The following is a 22328-nucleotide window of genomic DNA, read 5'->3' as shown; positions in this document are numbered from 1 at the left end:
AAAACACCCCATCTTTCCATGACCTGCATTAAATTATTGTAAACAGCTACTACTTTGTCATTCATACCGGAGCTTTGCCGTTGCATTATAAACACCTAACTGTAAGCAGGATGCGCGGACCAGATAGCAAAAAAGAGCAGCAAAGCCGGCCTCATTTTGACGAAATCTATGAACTGTACTGGAGAGAGTTGTATGAGACCGCCTGCAGGCGCGTGTCTGCGCCGGATGCGGAAGATATCCTGCAGGAGGTGTTCCTGTCATTGCTGAAGAACCCCGCTGTCATCGAAAACGAAGGCTCGGTCCGGGCTTACCTCCATAAAGCCCTGAAAGGAAAGATCATCGATTTTTACAGGAGAAGTTTACTGAAAGAAGCTTTTGAAAGGAACGCTGCGTTTACGGCTCCCCGTTACAGTACCCACCCCGACGCCCGCCTGATGCATAAAGAACTGGAGGTGCTGTTGGAAAAAGAAATCAGCAGCATGCCGGAGCGGATGCAGACCGTTTTCCTGATGAGCCGTAAGCAGCTGCTCTCCAATGAAGAAATTGCGCATGAACTGTCTATCTCACACCAGACCGTGCGTAACCAGATCAGCGCGGCCATCAAAAGAATACGCCGGGCCCTCTATCAATACGACCTCGCCAATAACGCCGGCACACAAATGGTCCTCGCGGTAACAGCGGCGTTGTTGACCCGCTACTGATCAATGTTACCTTAATGTTAAGCCTGAAAATGCACCGGTACATTCATAATCGTTGTACGAGTATGTTCATAAAGACCGCAGGTGAACAAACGCGAATTACTTGAATTACTCCAGAAAGAAGTGCAGGGAAACTGCAGCCCGGAAGAGATGGCCCGGCTGGATGCCTGGTATGCTTCCTTCGATCATCGGGCGAAGCCGGCGTTCAGCAATGAAGCGGAAGCTGAACTGGTACGCGCCCGGCTGCGCGACCGTATCTACCGGCAGATCACAGCGGACATGCCGGACCTGCCCGCACCGGTACAACCACGGAAGATTGGCCTGTTTTTCCGCATAGCCGCAGCGGTATTGGTGTTGCTGGGCCTCGCAGGCGCGGTGTACTTTTTCCGGCCGCACAAAACGGCGCCTCCACAGGCCGCAACTTTACTCAGCAGCGCTTCCCCCACAGGTAAATTATTGAAAGTAACACTGACCGACGGGAGCGAGGTATGGCTCAACGCCGGCAGCACCCTCAGCTATCCTGCTGCATTCAACGGACCATGCCGCGATGTGTACCTGAAAGGCGAAGCGTTTTTCGAGGTAGCCACCCTGCCGCAACAGCCGTTTGTGGTACATACCGATACCATCAGCACCGTTGTGCTGGGCACCTCTTTTAATATCAAAGCCTATCCCGAACTGGGCAATATCCGCATCAGCGTGGCGACAGGGAAAGTGGGCGTTGTCAGCGGAGGAAATACACTGGCCACGCTGTCGCAGGACCAGCAGCTGACCTACGACAAACCGCAGCATACCTGGCTGACGGAAACAAAAGAAGCCGGTTCGGCCAACGCCTGGAAGGAAGGGCGTATCCACCTGGACGGCGTTTCGTTCGATGAGCTGGCGGCCATACTGGAACACAACTTCGGCCATCGGCTGCAAACCGGCAGGACAGACATCCGCAAAGTCCGTTTTTCCATGAACATCATCACCAGCCATCAGATTGAAGACGTGATGCGCATCGTATGCGGCATGACACAATCACGCTACCGCATCCGTGAACAGGTAATCACTATTTATTAGTCATGTGACCATAAAAAAACGGAAGCTGCTGAAACAACTTCCGTCATCATTCAACGCGGTGTTCAGTTCCCGGGAAGGTCTGTGAATGCCGCTGTATCTAAACAGTTTATCACCATTTAAACGATTCGAAATTATGAAAAAAAACCTTTCGGGGTCCATTAAACATCTTATGAGAGTTTCTGTACTTCTGCTGGGAGTGATAGTGGCCGGAACGCTTTGCCTGCAGGCTGCTACCGGCGCCGCCCAGGACCTGGGCCATATACGGCTGCAGATCCGGTTGAAGGGCAAAACACTGGCTGCTGCCATATCGGAACTGTCGGCCGCCAGCAAACTGTCCTTCGCATTCGACAAGGCTGCGCTGAGCGAAAAAAACGTCCCTGAAACCAGCTTCAACAATGTAGCGCTGAGCGATATCCTCCACTGTTTGTTGCGCAACAGCGGTTACCGCTATGAAATCATCCATCAGTCGGTCGTGATCGTCAAAGAGGTAAAACAGGTAAAGATCAACCCGGGGAAGATCACCGGGAAGGTGACCGATGAAAAAGGCGAGGCGCTTCCCGGCGCCAGCATCCGCATTCCGGAACTGAACAAAAGCACCGTCAGCGATGGCGACGGTGCTTTCAGCCTCACCGTCGATCCCGGCGAGTATACCGCGGAGATAAGCTTCATTTCCTTCGCTTCCAGGCGCATCATGAAAGTGCAGGTAGAAGAAGGAAAGGCCCGGGAGCTGTCTGTTGTGATGAAGCAGGCTTCCAGCGCATTGAGTGAAGTGCTGGTAGTGGGCTACGGCACTCAGGAGAAAAAAGATATCACCGGCTCGGTAGGCTCCGTGGCCGGCGATCAGATCAGCAACAGGACCGTCGGCAGCCTGGACCAGGCGCTGGTAGGCAAGGTGGCAGGGCTGAGCGTTTCCAACAACTCCGGCGCCCCCGGCACGGGTATGATGATACGCGTCCGCGGCGTAGGGACCATCAACAACAGCGATCCGTTGTACGTGGTAGATGGTAACCCGTTCGGTAACATCAACAACCTCGACCCGGAGGACATCCAGTCGGTAGAGATACTGAAAAGCGCATCGGCCGCCGCCATCTACGGCTCCCGCGGCGCCAACGGCGTGATGCTGGTAACGACCAAAAAAGGCAGCGCCGGCGCCATGAAAACAGACCTGCATACGTTTACCGGCATGCAGAGCGTCTATAAAAAACTCAGGCTGACCAACGCCGCCACCTACGCGCGGTACTATAATGCCGCCCTGAAATCCGGAGGACTGGCGCCCGTGTTTGACAACCCGGACAGCTACGGCGATGGCACCGACTGGCAGGACGCCGTTTTCAGGACAGCGCCGGTCAGCAAATATGAAGTCGCTTTCTCCGGCGGAAAGGAAGGCTCTGTATATCGTATGAGCGCCAGCTACCTGAAACAAAATGGAACTGTGATAGGCACAGACTACACCAAAACAGGCGTATCGCTGAACAGCACCCACCAGTTGAAACGCTGGCTGAAATTCGGGGAAAACCTCAATTACGCCTTCACCACCCGCAACAGTATCTCCGACTACGACAGCGATGCCAGGGGCATCATCAGCACCGCCCTCCAGATGTCGCCCACCGTACCGGTGAAGAATGCCGACGGCAGCTACGGCGTATCGCCCTTTGCCAATACCTACAACCCGGTTGCCGCCGTAGAGAATATCCAGCGCCTGAACAAAAGATGGTTGCTGATGGGTTCTTTCTACGCACAGGCAGACCTCCTGCCCGGACTGAATTTTAAATCACAGTTCAATATCAATGTGGGCAATGGCCGCAACCGTTCCTATATCCCTGTATATTATGTCAGCAACTCACAGAAAGAAGATGTGAGCAGTCTCGAGGAAGAAGCTTCCAATGGTATGGACTGGGCCTGGGAAAACACCCTGAACTACAACCGCAGCTTTGGAAAACACCATATCGACGGACTCCTGGGCGTAACCGCGCAGCATTCGTATGATTCGTATATCCGTGCCTACGGACAGAACCTGCCGGCAGATGCCAGTCTCACCCGCTCGCTCCAATACCTCGACCTCGCCTCGTCCGGCATGAACGTAGGCGGTGGCGGCGATGAATGGGGCATGCTGTCTTATTTCGGCCGCGTGAACTACAGCTACCGCAATACCTACCTCGCCACCGTGAACATACGCCGCGACGGTTCTTCCAAGTTCGGCGCCAACAACCGCTTCGGTACTTTCCCTTCTTTCTCGCTGGGATGGCGCCTGTCCAACGAGCCTTTCCTGCGTGACGTGAAATTCATCAACGACCTCAAACTGCGCGGCGGCTGGGGTTCCCTGGGCAATGAAAGCTCCTTGTCTACCAGCGCTACAGTGTCCACACTGAAAGTAAACATCCCTTATCCGTTTGGCCGCGGCAAAGAACAGGAGGTCCTGCTCGGCGCCACACCCTCCAGCATCGGTAACATGGACCTGAAGTGGGAGTCTACTACGGAAACAGATCTCGGCCTGGATGCAACTTTATTCGATAACCGCATCACTATCGGCGCAGACTATTATCACCGCGCTACTTCCGGCATCCTGGTGCGCCTGCCTATCCTGGCTTCTGTAGGCGTATCCGAAGCGCCTTATGTCAACGGCGGGAATGTCGTCAATAAAGGTTGGGAGTTCACGCTCGGCTTTCACAGCAACCGCAAAAAGCATTTCGGTTATGACATCTCCCTGAATTATTCGATCAACCGCAATGAAGTGACCAGCCTGATGAACGACGGCGCCGCCTTCTATGCGGGCGAAATCACCAGCGGCGTGCGTGTAAGTAAAACGATGACGGGTCATCCTATCGGCGGTTTCTTCGGCTATGTGACAGACGGTATCTTCCAGAACCAGAAAGAAGTGAACGATGCCGCGAAGCAACCCGGTGCAGCGCCCGGCGACATTCGTTACAAAGACCTGAACGGCGACGGGGTGATCGACGACAAAGACCAGACCTACATCGGCAGTCCGTGGCCTACCCGTATCTATGGCCTTTCCGCTGCCTTCTGGTATAAAAATTTTGATCTTAACTTGACCCTCAGCGGCCGCGGTGGAAACCAGGTATATACCGGCTGGAAACACTATACCAATTCGTCTGGTATCTCCAACTACTTCGCGCCGGACAAAGAGCAGTCCTGGACCGGCGAAGGCTCCTCCAATATGCAGCCCCGCGTAACGATCCTCGATCCCAACAACAACATGCGCCCATCCGACCGCTTCATACAGAACGGCAGCTTCCTCCGGCTCAACAGCCTGCAGCTGGGCTATTCGCTGCCACAGCCGCTGCTGAAGCGGTGGGGCATCGCTAAGGTGAGGGTGTATGCAGGAGGCGAGAACCTGTTCACTATCACGAAGTATGACGGCTTCGATCCGGAAGTGGGCATGCGCGACGGTAACGACGGCGATCCGCTCGACGTGGGCATCGACCGCGCTTACTACCCGCGTCCGCGCACGCTTTCCGTTGGCCTGAATGTAAACTTTTAATACCGAAAATATTTGATGTCATGATGATGAAACGAATAGGGATAACGATGCTTTTACTCGCAGCCGGCGCTTTTTCCGGATGCAATAAATTACTGGAGATAGAACCGCACGGCCGGCAAACCACCGCCACTTTTTTTACCACGCCGGCCACGGCCCGGCAGGGGCTGATCGCGGCTTACAAGGCGCTGCAGTCCAACTACCGCACGGGTTACCCGGGGTATGTGAGATGGGTTTTCGGAGATGTGTGCTCCGATGATGCCAGGGCTAACGGTGGTGACAACCCGGATATGATCCAGGTGGAATTTTTTACGGCCAACGCCACCAATCCTTTCTATGAAAACGCCTGGTCTACCTTGTACCAGGGCATACACGCGGCTAATATCGTGATCGAAAAAGCTCCCGGTGTCAAAGGGATGGATGATGCCACGAAAAAAATATATGTGGCGGAAGGCAAGTTCCTTCGCGCGTATTATTATTTCAACCTGGTACAGATCTTTGGCGGCGTACCGCTGATGCTGAAAGAAATGCTGACCGATTACAACATCCCCAGGAACAGCAAAGAAGAGATATGGCGGCAGATAGAATCCGACCTGCTGGACGCCGAGCCTGCGCTGCCGGAGAAAAGCACGCAGGAGAAAGCAGACTATGGTCGCGCTACCAAAGGCGCTGCACAGGCTTTGCTGGCCCGTGTATACCTCATGCAAGGTAAATTCGCCGAAACGGAAATATGGACGAAAAAGATCATCGATTCAAAGCAGTACAGCCTGGACCCGGTGTACTATCACAACTTCACCATCGACGGGGAGTATGGCGTGGAGCCCATCTTCGAAATCAATTTCCAGTACGATGCCCGCTTTTATGATGAAGAAGGCTCCGGCGACGGCGATGGCAGGACCCGCGGACCGTTGTCCTACGGCTGGTGCTACGACAATCCTACGCAGGACCTGGTAGACGCTTTCGAGCCCGGCGATCCCCGTAAGAAAGCGACCGTGTATAAAACCGGCGATGTGCTGCCGGATGGCACCATCGGCAATACCGGCACCAGCGCTACCGGTTACCTTTGTACGAAATATCTCATCCTGAAAAACGAAATGCCGGACCAGCCAAAAAGTTCCGGGAAAGACCAGATCGTTTTCCGCCTGGGGCATATACTACTGTGGTATGCGGAAGCGGCCAATGAAAACGGCCACCACCGCGAAGCGCTGCAGGCGCTGAACCAGGTGCGGGCGCGCGCCAGGGAAGGGAACACGCAGCTATTACCGGATGTGACCACAACAGACAAGGAACAGCTGCGGAAGGCTATCTGGCAGGAACAACGGGTGGAATACGCAACGGAAGTATTCCGTTTCTATGACCTGGTACGCACTAAAAGAGCAGCGAAAGTGCTGAATGATTTCGCTAAAAAATACAATAGTCAGAAAGGCGCTTCCTTTAAGGAAGGGGTGAACGAGATCTTCCCCATCCCACAATCGCAGATCAACCTGAGTCAGGGAGTGCTGACACAAAATCCGGGATTTTAAAAACAGACGTTGTATTTTATACGATAAAAGAACTACATGAAAAGATACGTTATCGCCGCAGCGTTCCTTTTGCCGGTGCTGGCCATATCCTGTAAACAGCCTGCGCCAGCGGAGGAGGCAAAGGAAGCATCTCCCCGTAAGATCAAAAACATCATCTTTATGGTGGGCGATGGCATGGGCACTACGCAGATCTATGCCGGCCTGACGGCCAACAAAGGCTCGCTGAACCTGGAGCGGTTTAAATGCATCGGTTTCTCCCGCACCAACTCCGCCAGCAATTATATGACGGAATCGGCGGCCGGAGCTACCGCTTTCTCTATCGGGCAGAAGACCTATAACGGCGCTATCGGGGTGGACAGTGCGGGCAATCCGCAGCCTACTATCCTGGAGATCGCGAAGCAACACGGACTGTCGACCGGCATCGTGGTCACCACCGATATCACTGACGCCACGCCCGCCACCTTCGCAGCCCATCAGAAACAGCGGGAAATGCAGGCGGAGATAGCAGCAGATTATATTAAGTCGGACGTAGATGTGCTGATCGGCGGCGGCCGCGAACATTTCGACCAGCGGAAAGACGGTCGCAACCTGCTTACGGAGTTCGTACAGAAAGGTTACCAGGTAAAACATACGACCGCCGACGTTGAACAGGTGAAACAAGGAAAGCTGATAGGCCTCATCAAAGAAGAAAGGGTAGCCGTAAGGGGCGATCAGCTGGCACGTACAGCCAATGCTGCCCTGCAGTTGCTGCAGCAAAATAAAAAAGGCTTTTTTCTCGTGGTGGAAGGCTCCAAAATAGATGACGGCGGGCATGCCAACGACCTGCAGTATGTCACCGAAGAAGTGATCGATTTCGATAAAGCCATCAAGGCCGCGCTGGATTATGCAGAGAAAGACGGAGAGACACTGGTGATCGTTACTGCCGACCACGAAACCGGCGGGCTTACCATCGCGGAAGGCGACCTTAAAACAGGTAAGATCAGTGGTAAATTTTCCACCGATGACCATACCGGGGTGATGGTGCCGGTATTCGCCTATGGGCCGGGCGCAGAGGCGTTCATGGGTATTTATCACAACAATGCCATCTTCCGGAAATTTATGGAAGCATTAAAATTCTGAATGGCCTTTAACTGAAATGAAAAATCCCCGGAAAGCGCTTTTCCGGGGATTTTTTTATGGACATTATATTCGCGGCCGGTATGCCGGGAAACACTTATTTCCGTGTCAGCGCCGTTCCTTCGAAAACCACGCCGGGCCATCCATGCGCCATAAACTGACGGATATTCTGATGATCTTCCCCATCCGGATGGTGGAGCACCGCTTGATAATGTTCGGCGAACAGGTAAAGGGTATCTTCTTTGGAAAGACCGTTCAACTGCGCGAAGGCGAAGACCTTGGCGCTTCCCTGGTTCTGGGTGGCTTCGTTATAAGCGCCTCCGTTTTTGAAGGCGGTGGGCTGGTGGTGGTACTGGCTTTCTATGAATGCGATCACGTCTTTAAAGAGGATAGTTTGCTCTTTCAGTTGTCCGATCAGTGTAGTCAATTGTTCGTTCATGCAGAATAGTATTTAAAAAATGGTATGTGTTATTCGTCGGTGTCGGGTGTTTCTTCCAGCTGGTCTTTCTCGCTGCCTCTGCGGAGTTTTACTGAAGGGTTGCTCTGTGTGCCTGTCACATTGAATGGGATGCCCAGGATACCGAACGGCGGCAGGCCGAGGCGGCCTTTCAGGTTTAACCGGCCGTCCATGCTTACCTGCCCTTCAAAGCGCGGGCGGAAGCCTGCTATCCGCAGTTTGGTCCGCTCTATGGTGATGATGTTATTGCTGATGCTGGATTTGATGTCTACCCTGGAGACGTCCGGGTCCCGGATGTCCGATTTGCCGGTGGACTGGCTGACGGCGTTCATCAGCCTGAAACCTTTGAGTTTGATCTTCTTCACAGACAGGACGCCGCCGCCTTTCAGGGAAGGGTAAACGGGGCTCATATTGCCATCCAGTTTACCGGCGAGGCGATAGTCGAGGCCTACGATACCGCTGGCACTGGCAGCTGAACTGGCCATGTCCCGGAAGATTTTAATTTCGTTATAAGCGCGCCGGATGTCGAATTCCTTTGCGGTGATGTGATAGTCGAAAGTGGCCCGCTGTGGCTGCGTTGCGGCATAGGTGGCGTCCATCTCCACCGGCGCGCCGATGATGTTGAACCCGGTTTTGTTGAGGGCTACTTTGCCGCTGTCCAGTACTACCTGTCCGTGGAAGCTGTCGATGTTCATGCCTTTGAAGCGGATCCTGTCCGCTGCAGCGTTGAGCGTAAGCGCCAGGTTGGACGGCAGTACGATCACACCGGAAGGACCGGCGGTTTTAGCCGGAGCGGTGGTAGTGGCGGGAGTGGCATTGGCCATCAGTTCATCTACCAGCACATAATTGCTTTTGAAATCGAAGGTGCCGTGCAGTGTTTGGTTTTTCTGCGTGAGATAACCAATGACATTGCTTAAGAATCCGTTCATGGTAAGCTTCGACTTACCATAGGTAGCGATGAAGGTATCAAACCACATCTTATCCTGGTCGAACCGGAAGATGCCGTTGCTGATGTAGAAGGGGAGGGGGAACATGTCCGAGTGAAGCACGACGTCCTTCACGGTCATGGTGCCGCGGTTGTTTAGTTTGCCATAGCGCCCGGCCACGGCGTCTGCCTGGGTACCGCTGAGCGCCAGGTTGGTTTTGATGAAACCTTTCACATCGTAGCCCTGTATAGCGAATACTTTATAGATAGCGCCCAGGTCGATGGTGCCGTTGGAGGTGATATTGTATCGCAGGTTGTCAAAGTTGCCCAGGTCTGCTTTCAGCAGAAAAGGTTGTCCTTCGAATTCAAACGCAATTGGTTTCACGTTCATGTTCAGCGAACGGAGAGTGCCGGTGGTATTGGTGATGGTGGCGTCCACATTGATCTTTTGAATGGGCCTCGGGTAATATTTTGTCTGCAGGGCGCCGTTGTCCATGGTCAGCTTCGCGGTGGTGACGGGGAACAGTCTTTTGGCCGGTACATAGCTGCCTTTGGTGTTGATGTCCACATGCAGGGCGCCGCTGACGTCCAGGCTGTCCATGGGATAGAACTGTCTGACGTCGGCCAGCTGTAAAACAGAAGCCAGTTGCGCGTCTATGACAGGCGCCTGGGCGTTGCTGAAACGGAAGTATCCTTTGATATAGTTGCTGAGCAGGTTGGCGTTGAGGTTGTCGATATTAAAACGGGTGTTCGCCAGGTTGTTGTCCGGGCAATTGGCTGTTATCCCGAAGCTGATATTTTTAAGGCCTTCCGGCAGCGCGGCCAGTTTAAAATAGCCGTCGCGGAAGCTGGCCTTGAGATCGAAGGACGGGATACTGCTGATGACGGTATCCGGTCGTTGTTTGGGGCCACGGTCCACGATGCGGGTGGCATAGGGGCCGTCGGCCAGCAGGTGTGCTTCCAGGCGGCCTTTCAGGTCGAAAGACTGCCAGCCCATGGCTTTGCTCCATTTCTCCAGGTCGATGTCTGTGTTTAATTTGACATGGATGTCCGGTGTTTTCAACCCTTTTACCCGTATCACAGAACTGAAATAATCTTTATCAATGTTGAAGAAGATAGAGTCTACATTCAGGTATAAGCTGTCTGTGTTGAGCCCCGCGAGCCTGGACTGAAAATTCAGGAACAGGTTTTTTACCGGGGCCGGCGCCTTCGGATTGCTGATCACACCATCACGTACCTGCATGTTAAAAGTCAGGTTGGGCATGGTGTTGGTTTCGGCGATATATTCGCCGATCAGGCTGGCGTTAACGTCTGCGGTGCCGTCTATATTGGTATGCTGCATCCAGGTTAGATATTCAGGCGGCAGTGCGCCAAAGATAGCATGCAGGCTGGATTCCATGGAGCTAAGACGGAAGTCCATTTTATAGCCGTTCTTCATGAAAGCGAAAGCGCCTTTCAGGCGTACCGGCAGTTCATTTATTTTCAGGTCGTTCTTTTCAAAAATAAAATCAAGCGAGTTGGTGTTGATTTTGGTGATCAGCTCTCCGTTCAGTTTTTTAGACAGGATATAGGAGGTGCCACCATAATTGAAGTCCAGCGAACCGATGTTGATCCTGGAATAGAGATCAAAGACTGCTTTGGAAAGGTCCCCTTTGCCCACATAGTTTACGTCCTTCGCTTGTACGTACATGGGGAGCGACTGGTCATCGTAGATAAGGTGACAATGATCGATCTGTATCCGCTCTATTTTCATGGAGGCGCTGCCGCTGTCTGGTTTGCTGGCGGTGCCGGCAGGCGCGCTTTTGTACACGTTGTAGTTAGGGTGTCCGGAAGAATCCACCATGATATGGATTTTCCCGTTGGTCAGAAATATTTCATCGATGGTGATGGCGTCGGAGAATACGCTTTTCAGGTTTACCCCCAGGGCCACTTCTTTGCCGGCTACCAGGGTGTCTTGCCGGAAGGGCGCCCCGCCTTTCAGGCTCACGTCATACAGCGTCAGTGTCAGCGACGGGAAGTGGTTAAAGAAAGATAGCCGTGCCCGGGAGAAATTGAGCTCGCCCGTGATGCTGTTGTTTGCCCAGGTTTTGATTTTACCGGATACCGCATCGGGGAAAAGGAGAGGTAATAAAAACAACAGCGCAACAATTGCAGTTATAGATATGGATATAATTTTTAATGTTTTTAATGCAACTTTTTTAATGAAGGCATTACGCATAGCGATCCGGGTATATATTAAAGCTTTGCCCTTGTATGGGATGCATACGCCAGGCAGTTTTATTGTGGTTACGTGGGCGAAGGTAGCTCTTCTTTTCAAGATAATAAATCAAGTTGTCGGATTTGTACTAGTTTGTAAGTACTGCCTTTCACTACCTTTGCCAGGTATTTAATGTGACCGGTATGATGCCCTGTTTTCTCAAAATACAATGTATCCCGTAAGAACAGACGCCTGGACCTGAAAAAATCAGTAATAAGTTCAAAAGATCCTATGCACATATGTATTTGCGTTAATCCGTTGAAAAGTCCGTAAGGTCTTTTTTGTCACTTTATTAGTCGTGTTTCTATTCGTTGACCCGATAGGATATAGTCTACTGTTATTATTTATCAATTTATCGCTTCATTACTATGAAAAAGACAATGTATGCATTGCCGCTGCTGATGCTGGCATTTGCAGTGTCCTGTAAAAAGGACGTCCGTGAAACCAGTGCAGGAAACTCCGAAACGACCGGAAAGGCTGGTTTTACCAATGAAAATAACCAGTTCCGGTTCATGAAAAAATTTCCCCTGCCAGATACCGGCGTTCAGGTAAAAAGTTCAGATCCTATGGCTAGGGGTACCAACTGTACGGTGCAAACGGTGACAAAGACCGCAGGTTATGACGAGAACATTTTACTGAATCCCAATTCCGATATTATCTACATTGGGTCCCTGATTAAATCGGAAACGATCAACAGCGGTGCTTATACCCCCTTACTTAACGTAACAAGGAAACCCATCACGATGTCGGTGTCGTTGCAGGGCGTACAGGGATCGGTAGCTAAAACCTATCTTCCCAGTGTATCTGCCCAGCGTACTGCCTTAAACGACATCCTGAACCAGAAGATCACCGGCGATCAGCCTTCTGAAGTAAGTATGGAAGTAAACCAGGTGTACAGTGAAGATCAAATGAAACTCACTATCGGAACGAAGTTTGAATACAGTAAGATCGCCAGTGCCACCGCAAATTTTGACTGGAGTGAGGCGTCCCAGAAAACCCATGTTGTAGCCAAGTTCTTACAAGTCTACTACACCGCTGATATTGATATCCCAAATGACGGCAAGCTGATCGAAGATGACCCTTCCAAATTTGGCCCGTACTCTCCGGTCTATGTATCTTCCTGTACTTATGGAAGAGTGGGGCTCTTTTTCCTGGAATCATCCAAATCACAGAAAGAAGTGAAAGCCGCATTGACAATTGCTTACAAAGCTGCTGTAACTTCCGGGAGTATTGAGGTTACAACAGAGGTTAAAAACATACTGAACGAAAGCACCATTAAGGTATATACAAACGGCGGCTCTGGTGCTGACGCTGTTAAGGCCATAGCCGGGTATGAGGAGTTTGTTAACTTTATCAAACAGGGCGGCAGGTACAGCATTAATTCCAGAGGTGCTTTATTGTCGTATAAGCTGCGGTACCTCAGTGATCACAGCATAGCCAGGACAGTGCTGACTTCCACTTATAATGTTCGTACCTGTGACGAGACAATTTCCCAGCTCTATAGTTTTCGTAACGACCAGGATGGTGATCACTATATCGGATTCGTTCCCAATATGGACTCTTACTGGACTTACGAAGGACCGGCTTTCAAAGCGCATAGGATGGCAGTAGACGGCGCATATCCTGTTTATTGTTATTCCAGACGTGCCAATGGAGAGCACGTATTTTCAATGGGAGGTACTCCGGATGGCAGCGGCTGGATCTCTGAAGGTGTTGCTTTTTACGCCTATAAAACGCAGGTGGAAGGTACGGTACCCATCTATGAGTTTTACAGTGCTTCCGGTACAAACCACTATTATACCCCCGCCAGTACGATCGGCAGCTATCCCGGGTATTGGACCGAGAGAAGAGGCGTAGCGTTTTATTTATTTCCTAATCAGTAGCAAGCAGTTTAACGGTTATAGGATACAGCACTGCCGGATTTCCGGTAGTGCTGTATTTTTTTGAAGAATGGATACAAAAGTGAAGGCTTGTATTATTTTTCTTCCGGTAGCCTGTCTGTCTGGTTTTTCCTGCGGTTAAACCGGTACACCACATTGCCCGTGTAGATAACCCCTTCCCGCTGGCTGCGGGTAGAAAGGGAGTACGCCGGCACGTCCATTTCCTGTAGCAGGATATTGGAATTGAAGATGTTGTTGATGCTGAAGGCGACCGACATCCGGTCGCCAAACAGGTCTTTGGAGAAACCGATGTTGGCGCGGTATTGTTCTGCTGTGGTCACCTGTACTTCCTGCCGTCTGCCGCGATAGGTGAAGCTGCCGTCTATGTTCACAATTTTGGGAAACCGCATACCGGAGCGGATAGTGGTGAACCACGTGGTGTTGTCGGCGGAATAGGCTTTGCCGGCATATTCCCCGCGCTGGGAGTAGGAATACCAGTTGATGTCCCAGGACAGGCGCCACCAGCCATAGGGGCTGTAGGTGGTGGTCATGTCCAGCCCGTAGCGGTTTTCGTTGCCCATATTGGCCCATGTCCGCACAAAAGTGCCGTCGGCCTGCGGTTCGATCACCGCGTCAAAATAATTGGTCGTGTATTGGTAATAGATGCCGGGGTTCACGGTCAACTGCCCGGTTTTCTTCAGCAGCGCCAGTTCTGCCACATTGGTGTACATCGGGTCCATATTGGGATTGCCGCGCTGGAGAAACCGCTGGTCTGACAAGCCGGAGAAGGTGTTCAGCTGCCAGAATTTGGGCCGGTTGATCCGGCGGCTGTAACTGGCCTGCAGGCTCCAGTCGTGCCGGAAGCTGTACTGTAAATGCAGGGTGGGGAACAGGTTGATGTACTGTTTATGTTTGCCGACCGTTTGTTCCCGGTCGCTGATACGGATGCTGGACAGCTCGCTGCGCAAGCCCAGCTGGGCATCCAGTTGCTTCCATTTCCGGCTGTACTGCGTATAGGCGGCATAGATATCCTCGTCATAAAAAAGCTTGTTGTTATTGCCGTCGAGCAGTTTTCCGTTCTGCGCGGCGGAATATTCGCTGCGGATGGCGCGCCACTGGCCACGGACGCCCATTTCCAGCTGCCCGGCTTTCAACGGTGTCTTATAATCGCTTTGCAGGTAGATGTCCTTGCTGCTTTCGATATCCCGGGTAATGATGTTCAAAGGGCCAGGCTGGCCGCCGGATTGCCGGATGTCCTGGTTTTCGTCGTCATTCCAGAAATCGTACTGTACATACGTGGTCCATTTTCTGCCGGGTTGTTTAAAGGTACGGGCGTAGTTCAGTTCCAGTTCATTGAATATCTGCGGCTCGCGATAGATCTCCTGCCGGCTGACGGAACTGTCGGACGTGCCATGTGCATTAAAGTAGTTGTAAGAAAAGTCGTTGGTATCATGGTTGTCCCGTTTGGTCCGGAAGTAGCTGGCGGTAAGTGTGTTTTGCTCGTTGAGATAAAAATCCGTTCCGAAGTAGAGGTTGACGCTGTTGGAATTTAAGTCGGCGCGGTTATGCTGCCGCAGCAGGCTGTACGGATTTTTGTTGACACGCACCAGGTCTTCCCGCAGAAGTAATGTCTGATCGCGGACGCCGATATTGGTGAACAGGTTAACGTGTTGTGTTTTGTAGCTGGCGTTGAGGTTGGCGGTGTTGTTTCTCGGACTGGCGAGACCGGCCTGCAAAGATGCGTTGAATCCCTGCGCGGCATTTTTTTTCAGGATGATGTTGATAATCCCTGCGCTGCCCTGTGCTTCGTAAGCCGAGGATGGGTTGGTGATCACTTCTATTTTTTCGATGTTACCGGCCGGGATCTGTGCCAGTCCGTTGTTCTGCGTCTGCATAGACGGCTTTCCGTTGATGAGTATCCTCACGTTCTGGTTGTCGCGCAACGATACGTTGCCCTGTATATCCACGTTCACCGCAGGCACATTGTTCAGAATATCTGTAGCGTTGCCGCCTTTGGAGAGGATGTCTTTACCCACGTTGAACACTTTTTTATCTGTTTTTAGTTCGATGGTGGATTTTTCGCCCTGTACCTGCACGGTGGCGAGTTGTTTAACATCGTCTGCCAGGGTGATATTTCCAAGGTCGGTATCTTCCTGCAGGATGACTGTCCGGGAATGCGCGACGAAATTAAAAGCCCACGTACGAAGCGTATAGCTGCCTGCCGGCAGGCTCAGCTGGAAGTTGCCGCTGGCGCCGGCCGCAGCGGGGAACTTTTTAGTGGAGTCGCGCTGCGACTGTAACAATACCATAGCGCCGGTGACGGCTTCTTTAGTGCTGGCGGACATGATCTTTCCTTTCAAAGTATAGGATTGGCTGAAAGCCGGTGTGGCTATGCCAAGGCAGCATAAAACCAGGAATAATTGCTTCATTTGAGGAGTGTTTGCGCAAATGTGAAACAATCCGGAAAGCCGTTTTCAACGGATCGATCAACGGCGGGTTACAGCGTACAGACAGTGGGTAGCAGGGCTAAACCGACGTTCGGATGCGCAAACGCAGCTTTCATACGCGCAACGGTCCTGTTCGTCGACGGTACCGCTAAGAAGACCTGAAGTTTGCTACTTTTATGATCATGCCTTTAATAGAAAAAATCATACTATTCACCCGTAAACACCGCCTCCTGGCGCACTGCCTGTATTGGATGGGGGTATGTACGCTGTCTGCCACCAGGTATGCTACCAGGTACCCCAATGCATCCACCCCGGAGCCGTTCAATAATTTTCTGTTTGTCGGTTTATTCGAGCTGGGAAGCACTGCCCCCATCACCTATTTTCTAGCCTATTGGGTACTGCCGCAGTTATTGACCGGGAAGCATTATTTCAGAACGGTCATCGTATCGCTGACGGTGCTGTACCTGATATCGGCGGCAACGCGGCTGAGCGTGGTGTACGTGCTGGAGCCGCTTATCCGTATAAAGCCTTTCAACCAGGAATCTGTGCTGGTTATTTTTACAGATATGAGCGCCCTGTTCTTTAATTACTTCTTCCAGGCGTTTACCTACGCTTCCGTTTTCATTTTCATCAAACTGCTGAAAGACCAGTACGTGGTGACTAAGCGGGCCATGGAGCTGGAGAAACAAAAGACGGACATCGAGCTAAGTGCCCTGAAGGCGCAACTTAATCCCCATTTTCTGTTCAATACCCTGAATAATATTTACGCGCTGTCCATCCTGCAATCGCCTCAGACATCCCCATCTATTGCCCGCCTGTCGGCCATACTGGATACGCTGCTGTACCGTTCCGATAAAATGTTTGTGCCTGTATCACAGGAAATATCCCTGCTGCAGAACTATATCGAACTGGAAAAACTCCGTTACGACGACCGGCTGGTCATTTCCTTCGAACATCGGGTGGAGCGGGATGTGGCGATAGCGCCCCTGATATTGCTGTCGCTCACGGAGAATGCTTTCAAGCATGGAGCAGGGGAGGATGCAGGCTCCCCGGAGATAAAGATTGTGCTGATGCAGCAGGACGGCCTGCTGAGCTTCATCATCAGTAATACCTTTAAGCAGAAGGTGAACCGGCAGCTGGGCATCGGGCTGGAAAATATCCGTAAACAGCTCGCGCTACTTTACCCGGAATCCCATACATTTGAAACGAGTGCCGCGCAGCGCATATTTACAGCGAAGCTGGAGCTGCGTTTAAATCAGCAGGTGTGAAAATAAAATGCCTTATAACAGACGATGAACCGCTGGCAATAGCATTATTACAGAACCATATCAGCCAGCTCAGTACCCTGGAAGTGGTGGGCGCCTGCTCCAATGCGCTGCAGGCGGCGCAGGAGCTGCGTACCAAACAGGTGGACCTGCTTTTCCTGGACATAAAGATGCCGCAGATCACCGGCATCGAATTCCTGAGGACATTACGGCAGCCGCCGGCAGTTATCTTCACCACAGCCTACCGGGAATACGCCCTGGAAGGTTATGAGCTGGACGTGGTGGACTACCTGCTGAAACCAGTTACCTTCGAACGCTTTTTCAAAGCGGTGGAGCGCTATTATTCCCGCTTTTCTCCCCGGGAAACGACCGTCGTTACCGCACGCCCCGCGCCGAAGGAAGAATATATCTTCCTGAAAACCGGCAACAAATACAATAAAATCCTGACAGATGATATCCTCTATATAGAAAGTGTGAAAGACTATGTGGTAGTGCACCGTGCAGACGGCAGCACTTTTATGGCGAAGTACAAAATCGGCGATATGGAAGAAGAAGTCCGTGACAAACGTTTCCTGCGTATCCATCGTTCGTTTATCGTTAACCTCTCCAGGGTCACGGCTTTCACGTTGCAGGACGTGGAAATCGGGCGGCAGGAGCTGCCCATCGGTAACAGCTACCGGGAATTTGTGTTCAAAGTACTCAAAGAAGGACTATAGGAACAGGGGGCAGGAGCCCCCTGTTATATTTCAGACAGTAGTTGTTTGCCCTGCAACGGCGCCGGCGTGAGTTCGCAATGAATCGCGGCTGTAGCCATCCCGTTTCCTATCAGGCAACCATAGCATGTAGCGATGAAAGGCGCTGATGCCGGTAAAAAACCTATGCGACAATGCGGCAAGGGTAGCTGTTTATTTACCGCCACCTGCTTTGATCAGATCGGCCGGCGTGATCTGATTGCTTAGCAGGTAGCCGAAAGCGTCCCATCGCTTCTCCGGCTGACCGGCAGCGGCTTTGGCATCGATATAGTTTTTGATCAGGTCCTGGCCGTAGTTGTAGTTGATGACATAGCTGCGGTTCTTACGGATGAACTGCAATCCTTTTGCTGCTGCTTCGCTGTTGAGCAGCGTATAGTTCAGCAACCACTGTACCGCGGTGGAGTCAGACATGGTGCCGTTCAGCATGCCCCTGGCCACTTCATTGCGGGCATAATTGAGCCTGCCTTTGATGTCCAGCGCATGGAAATAGGCGGTGATACCGGCGGTGTCCAGGCCTGCCAGCGGTAGCAGTATGTCTCTGGTAAAAGTGGTTTTCTCCTCGCCCGGAAAAGCCAGCTCAATGCCGTAATTGGCGCTGCCTTCCGCAATGAGCGACTGCGGGCTGAAGAGCGGGTATAAGGAAATCTCCGTCCAGCCTTTGTCGTGATACAGGTTTTTTTCGAGCAGCATGTTGTACACATGATGACCGGGATACCCTTCATGGCAGCCGAGATCGATGGCCTTTTCGATAAAAATCTTCAGATCGGCGCTCACCTGGATAAGGCTCTGGTAGTGTCCTTTGTACCAGTTGTAACCCATCCACGGTTTGCCGCTCACATATTCCAGGGTGAAGTTTTCTGTGTTGGGCAGATCATAATGCTGCAGCGTGCGTTTGCGGGCTTCTGCGATGGCTGTTTTAAAAACGGTGTCCAGCTTTTTTTCAGGGATCACGAAGCGGTTGGCCAGCTGCTGGAAGCGTGCTGCTACCGGGCCTTTGCCGGGAAGCAGGCTGTCGAGTTCCGCTATCAGCGACTGGTAATGCGCTTCGGGGTACGCGGGCGCCACCGCGCCGAACAGCTCTTGGGACTCTTCATCAAATGGTTTGTATTCGCCGGAGAATATGCGGATACGGCGGCCGAAAGCAGTGAGCTGCTGCGTGATCCAGTTGGCGCGGATGCGGAGCGTATCATTGTCCGTGGCGGTTGCTGCTTCCTGTAATGCTTTTTTCAGTGTCTCCACTTTTGCAAGGAAGCTGTCTTTCGGAAAGTGGTCCTGTTTGGAGGCGGGCTTCAGGGAGTCGGGCCCGTAGTAGGCGTCTACAAAGTCAGGGTCGTACTGGCCGATATCCAGTCCGAGGCGCACATACTGCGCCGCGAGCCGGTCCAGCTGTTGTTGCCCGCTTTCCTTTGCAGGGCCGTTGTTACAGGCAAACAGCCATAAAAGCGGCAGCAGCCGCAAGGTTTTTTTCATGTATGATAGAATATTTATGATGCAATCAGGTCTTCTATTTCGGTGGCTGTTGTGGCGAATGGACGCCCGAGTATACGGCTGCCGCCGGCGGTGATCAGGAAATCGTCTTCTATGCGTACGCCGCCGAAATTGTCGTAGGCTGCCAGTTTATCGTAGTTGATAAACGCCAGGTGTTTCCCTTCTGCCCGCCAGGCTGCGTTGAGCAGCGGATTGAAGTAGATGCCAGGTTCTATCGTCAGCACAAAACCTTCTTCCAGTTCACGTCCCAGCCGGAGTGATTTCAAACCGAAGTCGGTACTTTTTTTCAGGTGCTCTGTATAGCCGACATACTCTTCGCCGAGGTTCTCCATATCGTGCACGTCCATGCCGAGCATATGCCCGAGGCCGCAGGGGAAGAACAGCGCATGGGCGCCTGCTGCCACGGCTTCTTTGGCGTCGCCTTTCATGAGGCCGAGGGAGATAAGTCCGGCGGCCAGCTGTTCACAGGCCAGCAGGTGTACGTCTTTATATCGTATGCCTGGTCTTACGGCATCGGCGGCGGCTTTATAGGCATTGTACACGATGTCGTAAATTTCTCTTTGAGCGGTGCTGAATTTTTTATTGACGGGGTGGGTGCGGGTGAGGTCCCCGGCATAACGCATAGCGTTTTCCGCGCCGCAGTCGCAGAGTACCAGTTGCCCTTCCCGGAAGGCGGTCTTATGGGGATGGTTATGCAGGAACTGCCCGTTGGCCGTGAGGATAACGGGAAAGGATATATTACCGCCGGCGGCGATGGCCACGGCCTGCAGGCGACCGGCTATCTCCGTTTCCGTTACGCCGGCAGCCGCCAGCTCCATGGCTTTGAGCTGCATATCGATCGTAGTGTTCACGGCTATTTCCATCTCGGCTATCTCCTCGGCGGATTTGATGGCCCGCTGGCGGATGACTGCTTTGATGAGGGCCACGGACATCCGCTGCGCCACCGATGCTACAGGCATGTCCAGCCAGGCGGCCAGCTTCAGCGTATGCTCCGGCCGGTAAGGAGGCAGGTAATGTACCGGGCGTTGTTGCTGTACTGCCTGTGACAGAAAAGCATCCAGCTGCGACAACGGCCTGATGTCGGTAAGACCCGTACGGGCGGCAGCAGAGGCCAGCGTATCTACCGGGCCGGTCCACATGATCTCCTCTACCGTGGCTTCATTGCCGAATAATATCTCCCGGTTGTTATCTATGTCCAGTACAAACGTCAGTCCCGGCCTGTCTATCCCGATAAAATACAGGAAGCTGCTGTCCTGCCGGAAAGGATAAATGTTATCCCGGTAATTCATGCCGCTGTCGTCATTGCCGGCCAGCAAAATAATACCACTGCCCATATCGGACTGCAGCCTGTTTCTTCTGTTGATATAAGTCTCCTTTGCAAACACGTTTGATAATTTAATAATTAGCGGATAGGATCATGTGTTAAAAATAAACAACAAACGCGGATAATACGCCAGGGGGTTAAAATGAGCGAACAGGAGGTTAATAATTGTAAAAGTATTGCCACCCCTGCCATTTATCATTTTATTAACAACAAATGGGTTACATTTACATCCTTACTCATCGGATAGCGTTTTTATCTTTTCATTTATTCTACTGGCATATTTGAGATTTATTCCCGCTTCGCAAATTTCAAATATGATTGTCTTTATTTTTTTCGCTGCCATCTGGTATCTTTCATTGTTCTCACAGACTTTTTTTCAGCACAGATATGCTGCTCACGGCGCATTTAGCATGAGTAAAGGCTGGGAACGTTTTTTCTTTATTTTCACTTATCTCACACAAGGGTCGTCTTATATGAGCCCGCGGGCATATGCTGTAATGCACAGGTTGCACCATGCGCATACTGATACCGAACTGGACCCGCATTCACCTTCCAACTCGTCAAACATCTTTTCGATGATGTGGGATACAAGGACGGTATATCAGCAGATCCTGCATAACAAAATCGAAGTGGAGGCAAAGTACACTAAAAACCTGCCGGAATGGGGTTGGTTTGACCGGTTTGCCAACAGCACGCTTTCCCGGTTGTTATGGGTGGCGGTGTATGTGGCGTTTTTTGTCGTGTTTGCCACCAATCCGTATCAGTACCTTTTACTGCCGATCGTGGTGACAATGGGTGCATTTCATGGCGCCATCGTCAACTGGTTCGCCCATAAATATGGTTACATCAATTTCAAGCTGAGGAATACAGCCATGAATCTGTTATTCGTGGATGTGCTGATGCTGGGGGAATCGTATCATAACAACCACCATAAGCACCCTTCTTCGGTGAATTTCGGGCAGCGTTGGTTTGAGGTAGATCCGGTGTATCATGTTATCAGGCTGTTGTCTTATATAAAAATTATCAGGCTGGGACATCATCAGGAAGAACAACCTGCCCTGTCATAAATAACCGCAAAGCAGCCGGTTAACACATCACGGGATGCGTTGACCGGCTGCTGATAGTTTCAGGAGTATTTCAATAAATGCCGATGGTTCAGAGGGTGTTTTTTGTTCCCGCACCCACCTTTTTCACACCCACCGCATTGTAACCTTTTGCGCCTCTTTCCCGCGTAAAAGATACTTTGTCACGCTCTTTGATGGGCTCTGATACCTGGTTAATGTGAAAGAACACGCTTTCTTTGGATTTATCGTCCGTGATGAATCCGAAGCCTTTGGAGGTATTGAAAAAATTGACTATTCCAGTTCTGATAGGATCTTCCGGGGGACGGGGCGTTGCGCCGATCTGGATATCTTTTGAATCTATTTCTGCTTTTCTCGTTTCTCTGGGAGGGGAGTCGCTGATGTTACCGTTTTCATCCACATAAGCCAGCATATCTTCCAGGCTTTTGCCTTTGTTGTTATTCAGCTTCCGTTCCCTCATTTTTTGGGCCTTGTCTTCTTTCGCTTTCGCTTTTTTGTTTCTGTTTTCTTTTTTTGAAAAAGAATCCGCCATAGTTTACTGGTTTTGGTTAAATCGCAT

The 22328-nt window shown here is 51.7% G+C and carries 15 protein-coding genes; 9 read left to right on the top strand and 6 right to left on the bottom strand.

Going from position 1 to position 22328, the window contains the following annotated elements:
• Positions 1-110 precede the first annotated feature (110 nt).
• From HF324_RS23350 to HF324_RS23330, 5 genes are all read left to right on the top strand, one after another.
• Entirely contained in the window at positions 111-701 is a 591-nt protein-coding gene (locus tag HF324_RS23350) for a sigma-70 family RNA polymerase sigma factor (RefSeq protein ID WP_168804836.1), read from the top strand.
• A gap of 81 nt (positions 702-782) precedes the next feature.
• Positions 783-1757, top strand: a complete 975-nt coding sequence (locus HF324_RS23345; protein WP_168804834.1) for a FecR family protein — start codon at positions 783-785, stop codon at positions 1755-1757.
• Positions 1758-1926: 169 nt separating this feature from the next.
• Entirely contained in the window at positions 1927-5256 is a 3330-nt protein-coding gene (locus HF324_RS23340) for a TonB-dependent receptor (RefSeq protein WP_168860943.1), read from the top strand.
• 20 nt (positions 5257-5276) lie between these two features.
• The gene (locus HF324_RS23335; RefSeq protein WP_168860942.1) at positions 5277-6776 is read left to right on the top strand and encodes a RagB/SusD family nutrient uptake outer membrane protein; all 1500 of its coding nucleotides are present in this window, start codon (positions 5277-5279) and stop codon (positions 6774-6776) included.
• A 36-nt stretch (positions 6777-6812) separates the two neighbouring features.
• The gene (locus tag HF324_RS23330) at positions 6813-7895 is read left to right on the top strand and encodes an alkaline phosphatase (protein ID WP_168804828.1); all 1083 of its coding nucleotides are present in this window, start codon (positions 6813-6815) and stop codon (positions 7893-7895) included.
• A 94-nt stretch (positions 7896-7989) separates the two neighbouring features.
• On the opposite strand, the gene HF324_RS23325 is transcribed toward HF324_RS23330, so the two are convergent.
• Together HF324_RS23325 and HF324_RS23320 are read right to left on the bottom strand one after the other, a co-directional pair.
• Positions 7990-8331, bottom strand: a complete 342-nt coding sequence (locus tag HF324_RS23325) for a HopJ type III effector protein (RefSeq protein WP_168804826.1) — start codon at positions 8329-8331, stop codon at positions 7990-7992.
• A 29-nt stretch (positions 8332-8360) separates the two neighbouring features.
• Positions 8361-11411: an AsmA family protein gene (locus tag HF324_RS23320; RefSeq protein ID WP_258539181.1), complete on the bottom strand. Its 3051-nt coding sequence runs from the start codon at positions 11409-11411 to the stop codon at positions 8361-8363.
• Positions 11412-11899: 488 nt separating this feature from the next.
• Between HF324_RS23320 and HF324_RS23315 the strand changes: the two genes are divergently transcribed.
• Positions 11900-13414 (top strand): thiol-activated cytolysin family protein, encoded by a 1515-nt coding sequence (locus tag HF324_RS23315; RefSeq protein WP_168804822.1) that lies wholly within the window; start codon positions 11900-11902, stop codon positions 13412-13414.
• A gap of 92 nt (positions 13415-13506) precedes the next feature.
• Here HF324_RS23315 and HF324_RS23310 read toward each other — a convergent pair whose 3' ends face one another.
• Complete coding sequence (locus HF324_RS23310; RefSeq protein ID WP_168860940.1) at positions 13507-15840, bottom strand: TonB-dependent receptor; 2334 nt, start codon at positions 15838-15840, stop codon at positions 13507-13509.
• A gap of 200 nt (positions 15841-16040) precedes the next feature.
• Between HF324_RS23310 and HF324_RS23305 the strand changes: the two genes are divergently transcribed.
• A complete protein-coding gene (locus tag HF324_RS23305; protein ID WP_168804818.1) occupies positions 16041-17126 on the top strand; it encodes a sensor histidine kinase in 1086 nt (361 codons plus the stop codon).
• Complete coding sequence (locus tag HF324_RS23300) at positions 17123-17839, top strand: LytR/AlgR family response regulator transcription factor (protein ID WP_168804816.1); 717 nt, start codon at positions 17123-17125, stop codon at positions 17837-17839. The genes HF324_RS23305 and HF324_RS23300 overlap by 4 nt, the downstream gene beginning before the upstream one ends.
• A gap of 189 nt (positions 17840-18028) precedes the next feature.
• On the opposite strand, the gene HF324_RS23295 is transcribed toward HF324_RS23300, so the two are convergent.
• Both HF324_RS23295 and HF324_RS23290 read right to left on the bottom strand, forming a co-directional pair.
• Complete coding sequence (locus tag HF324_RS23295; protein WP_168860939.1) at positions 18029-19345, bottom strand: hypothetical protein; 1317 nt, start codon at positions 19343-19345, stop codon at positions 18029-18031.
• Between the two features lie 14 nt (positions 19346-19359).
• Positions 19360-20748 (bottom strand): aminopeptidase P family protein, encoded by a 1389-nt coding sequence (locus HF324_RS23290; protein ID WP_168860938.1) that lies wholly within the window; start codon positions 20746-20748, stop codon positions 19360-19362.
• A 253-nt stretch (positions 20749-21001) separates the two neighbouring features.
• On the opposite strand from HF324_RS23290, the gene HF324_RS23285 reads away from it, so the two are divergent.
• Positions 21002-21754 (top strand): acyl-CoA desaturase, encoded by a 753-nt coding sequence (locus HF324_RS23285; RefSeq protein WP_168804810.1) that lies wholly within the window; start codon positions 21002-21004, stop codon positions 21752-21754.
• Positions 21755-21842: 88 nt separating this feature from the next.
• On the opposite strand, the gene HF324_RS23280 is transcribed toward HF324_RS23285, so the two are convergent.
• The gene (locus tag HF324_RS23280) at positions 21843-22301 is read right to left on the bottom strand and encodes a cold-shock protein (protein ID WP_168804808.1); all 459 of its coding nucleotides are present in this window, start codon (positions 22299-22301) and stop codon (positions 21843-21845) included.
• Positions 22302-22328 lie beyond the last annotated feature (27 nt).

Origin of the sequence: Chitinophaga oryzae (genome assembly GCF_012516375.2) — a bacterium.
GTDB classification, from domain to species: Bacteria; Bacteroidota; Bacteroidia; order Chitinophagales; family Chitinophagaceae; genus Chitinophaga; species Chitinophaga oryzae.
This window is presented reverse-complemented; position numbering and strand designations above follow the sequence as displayed.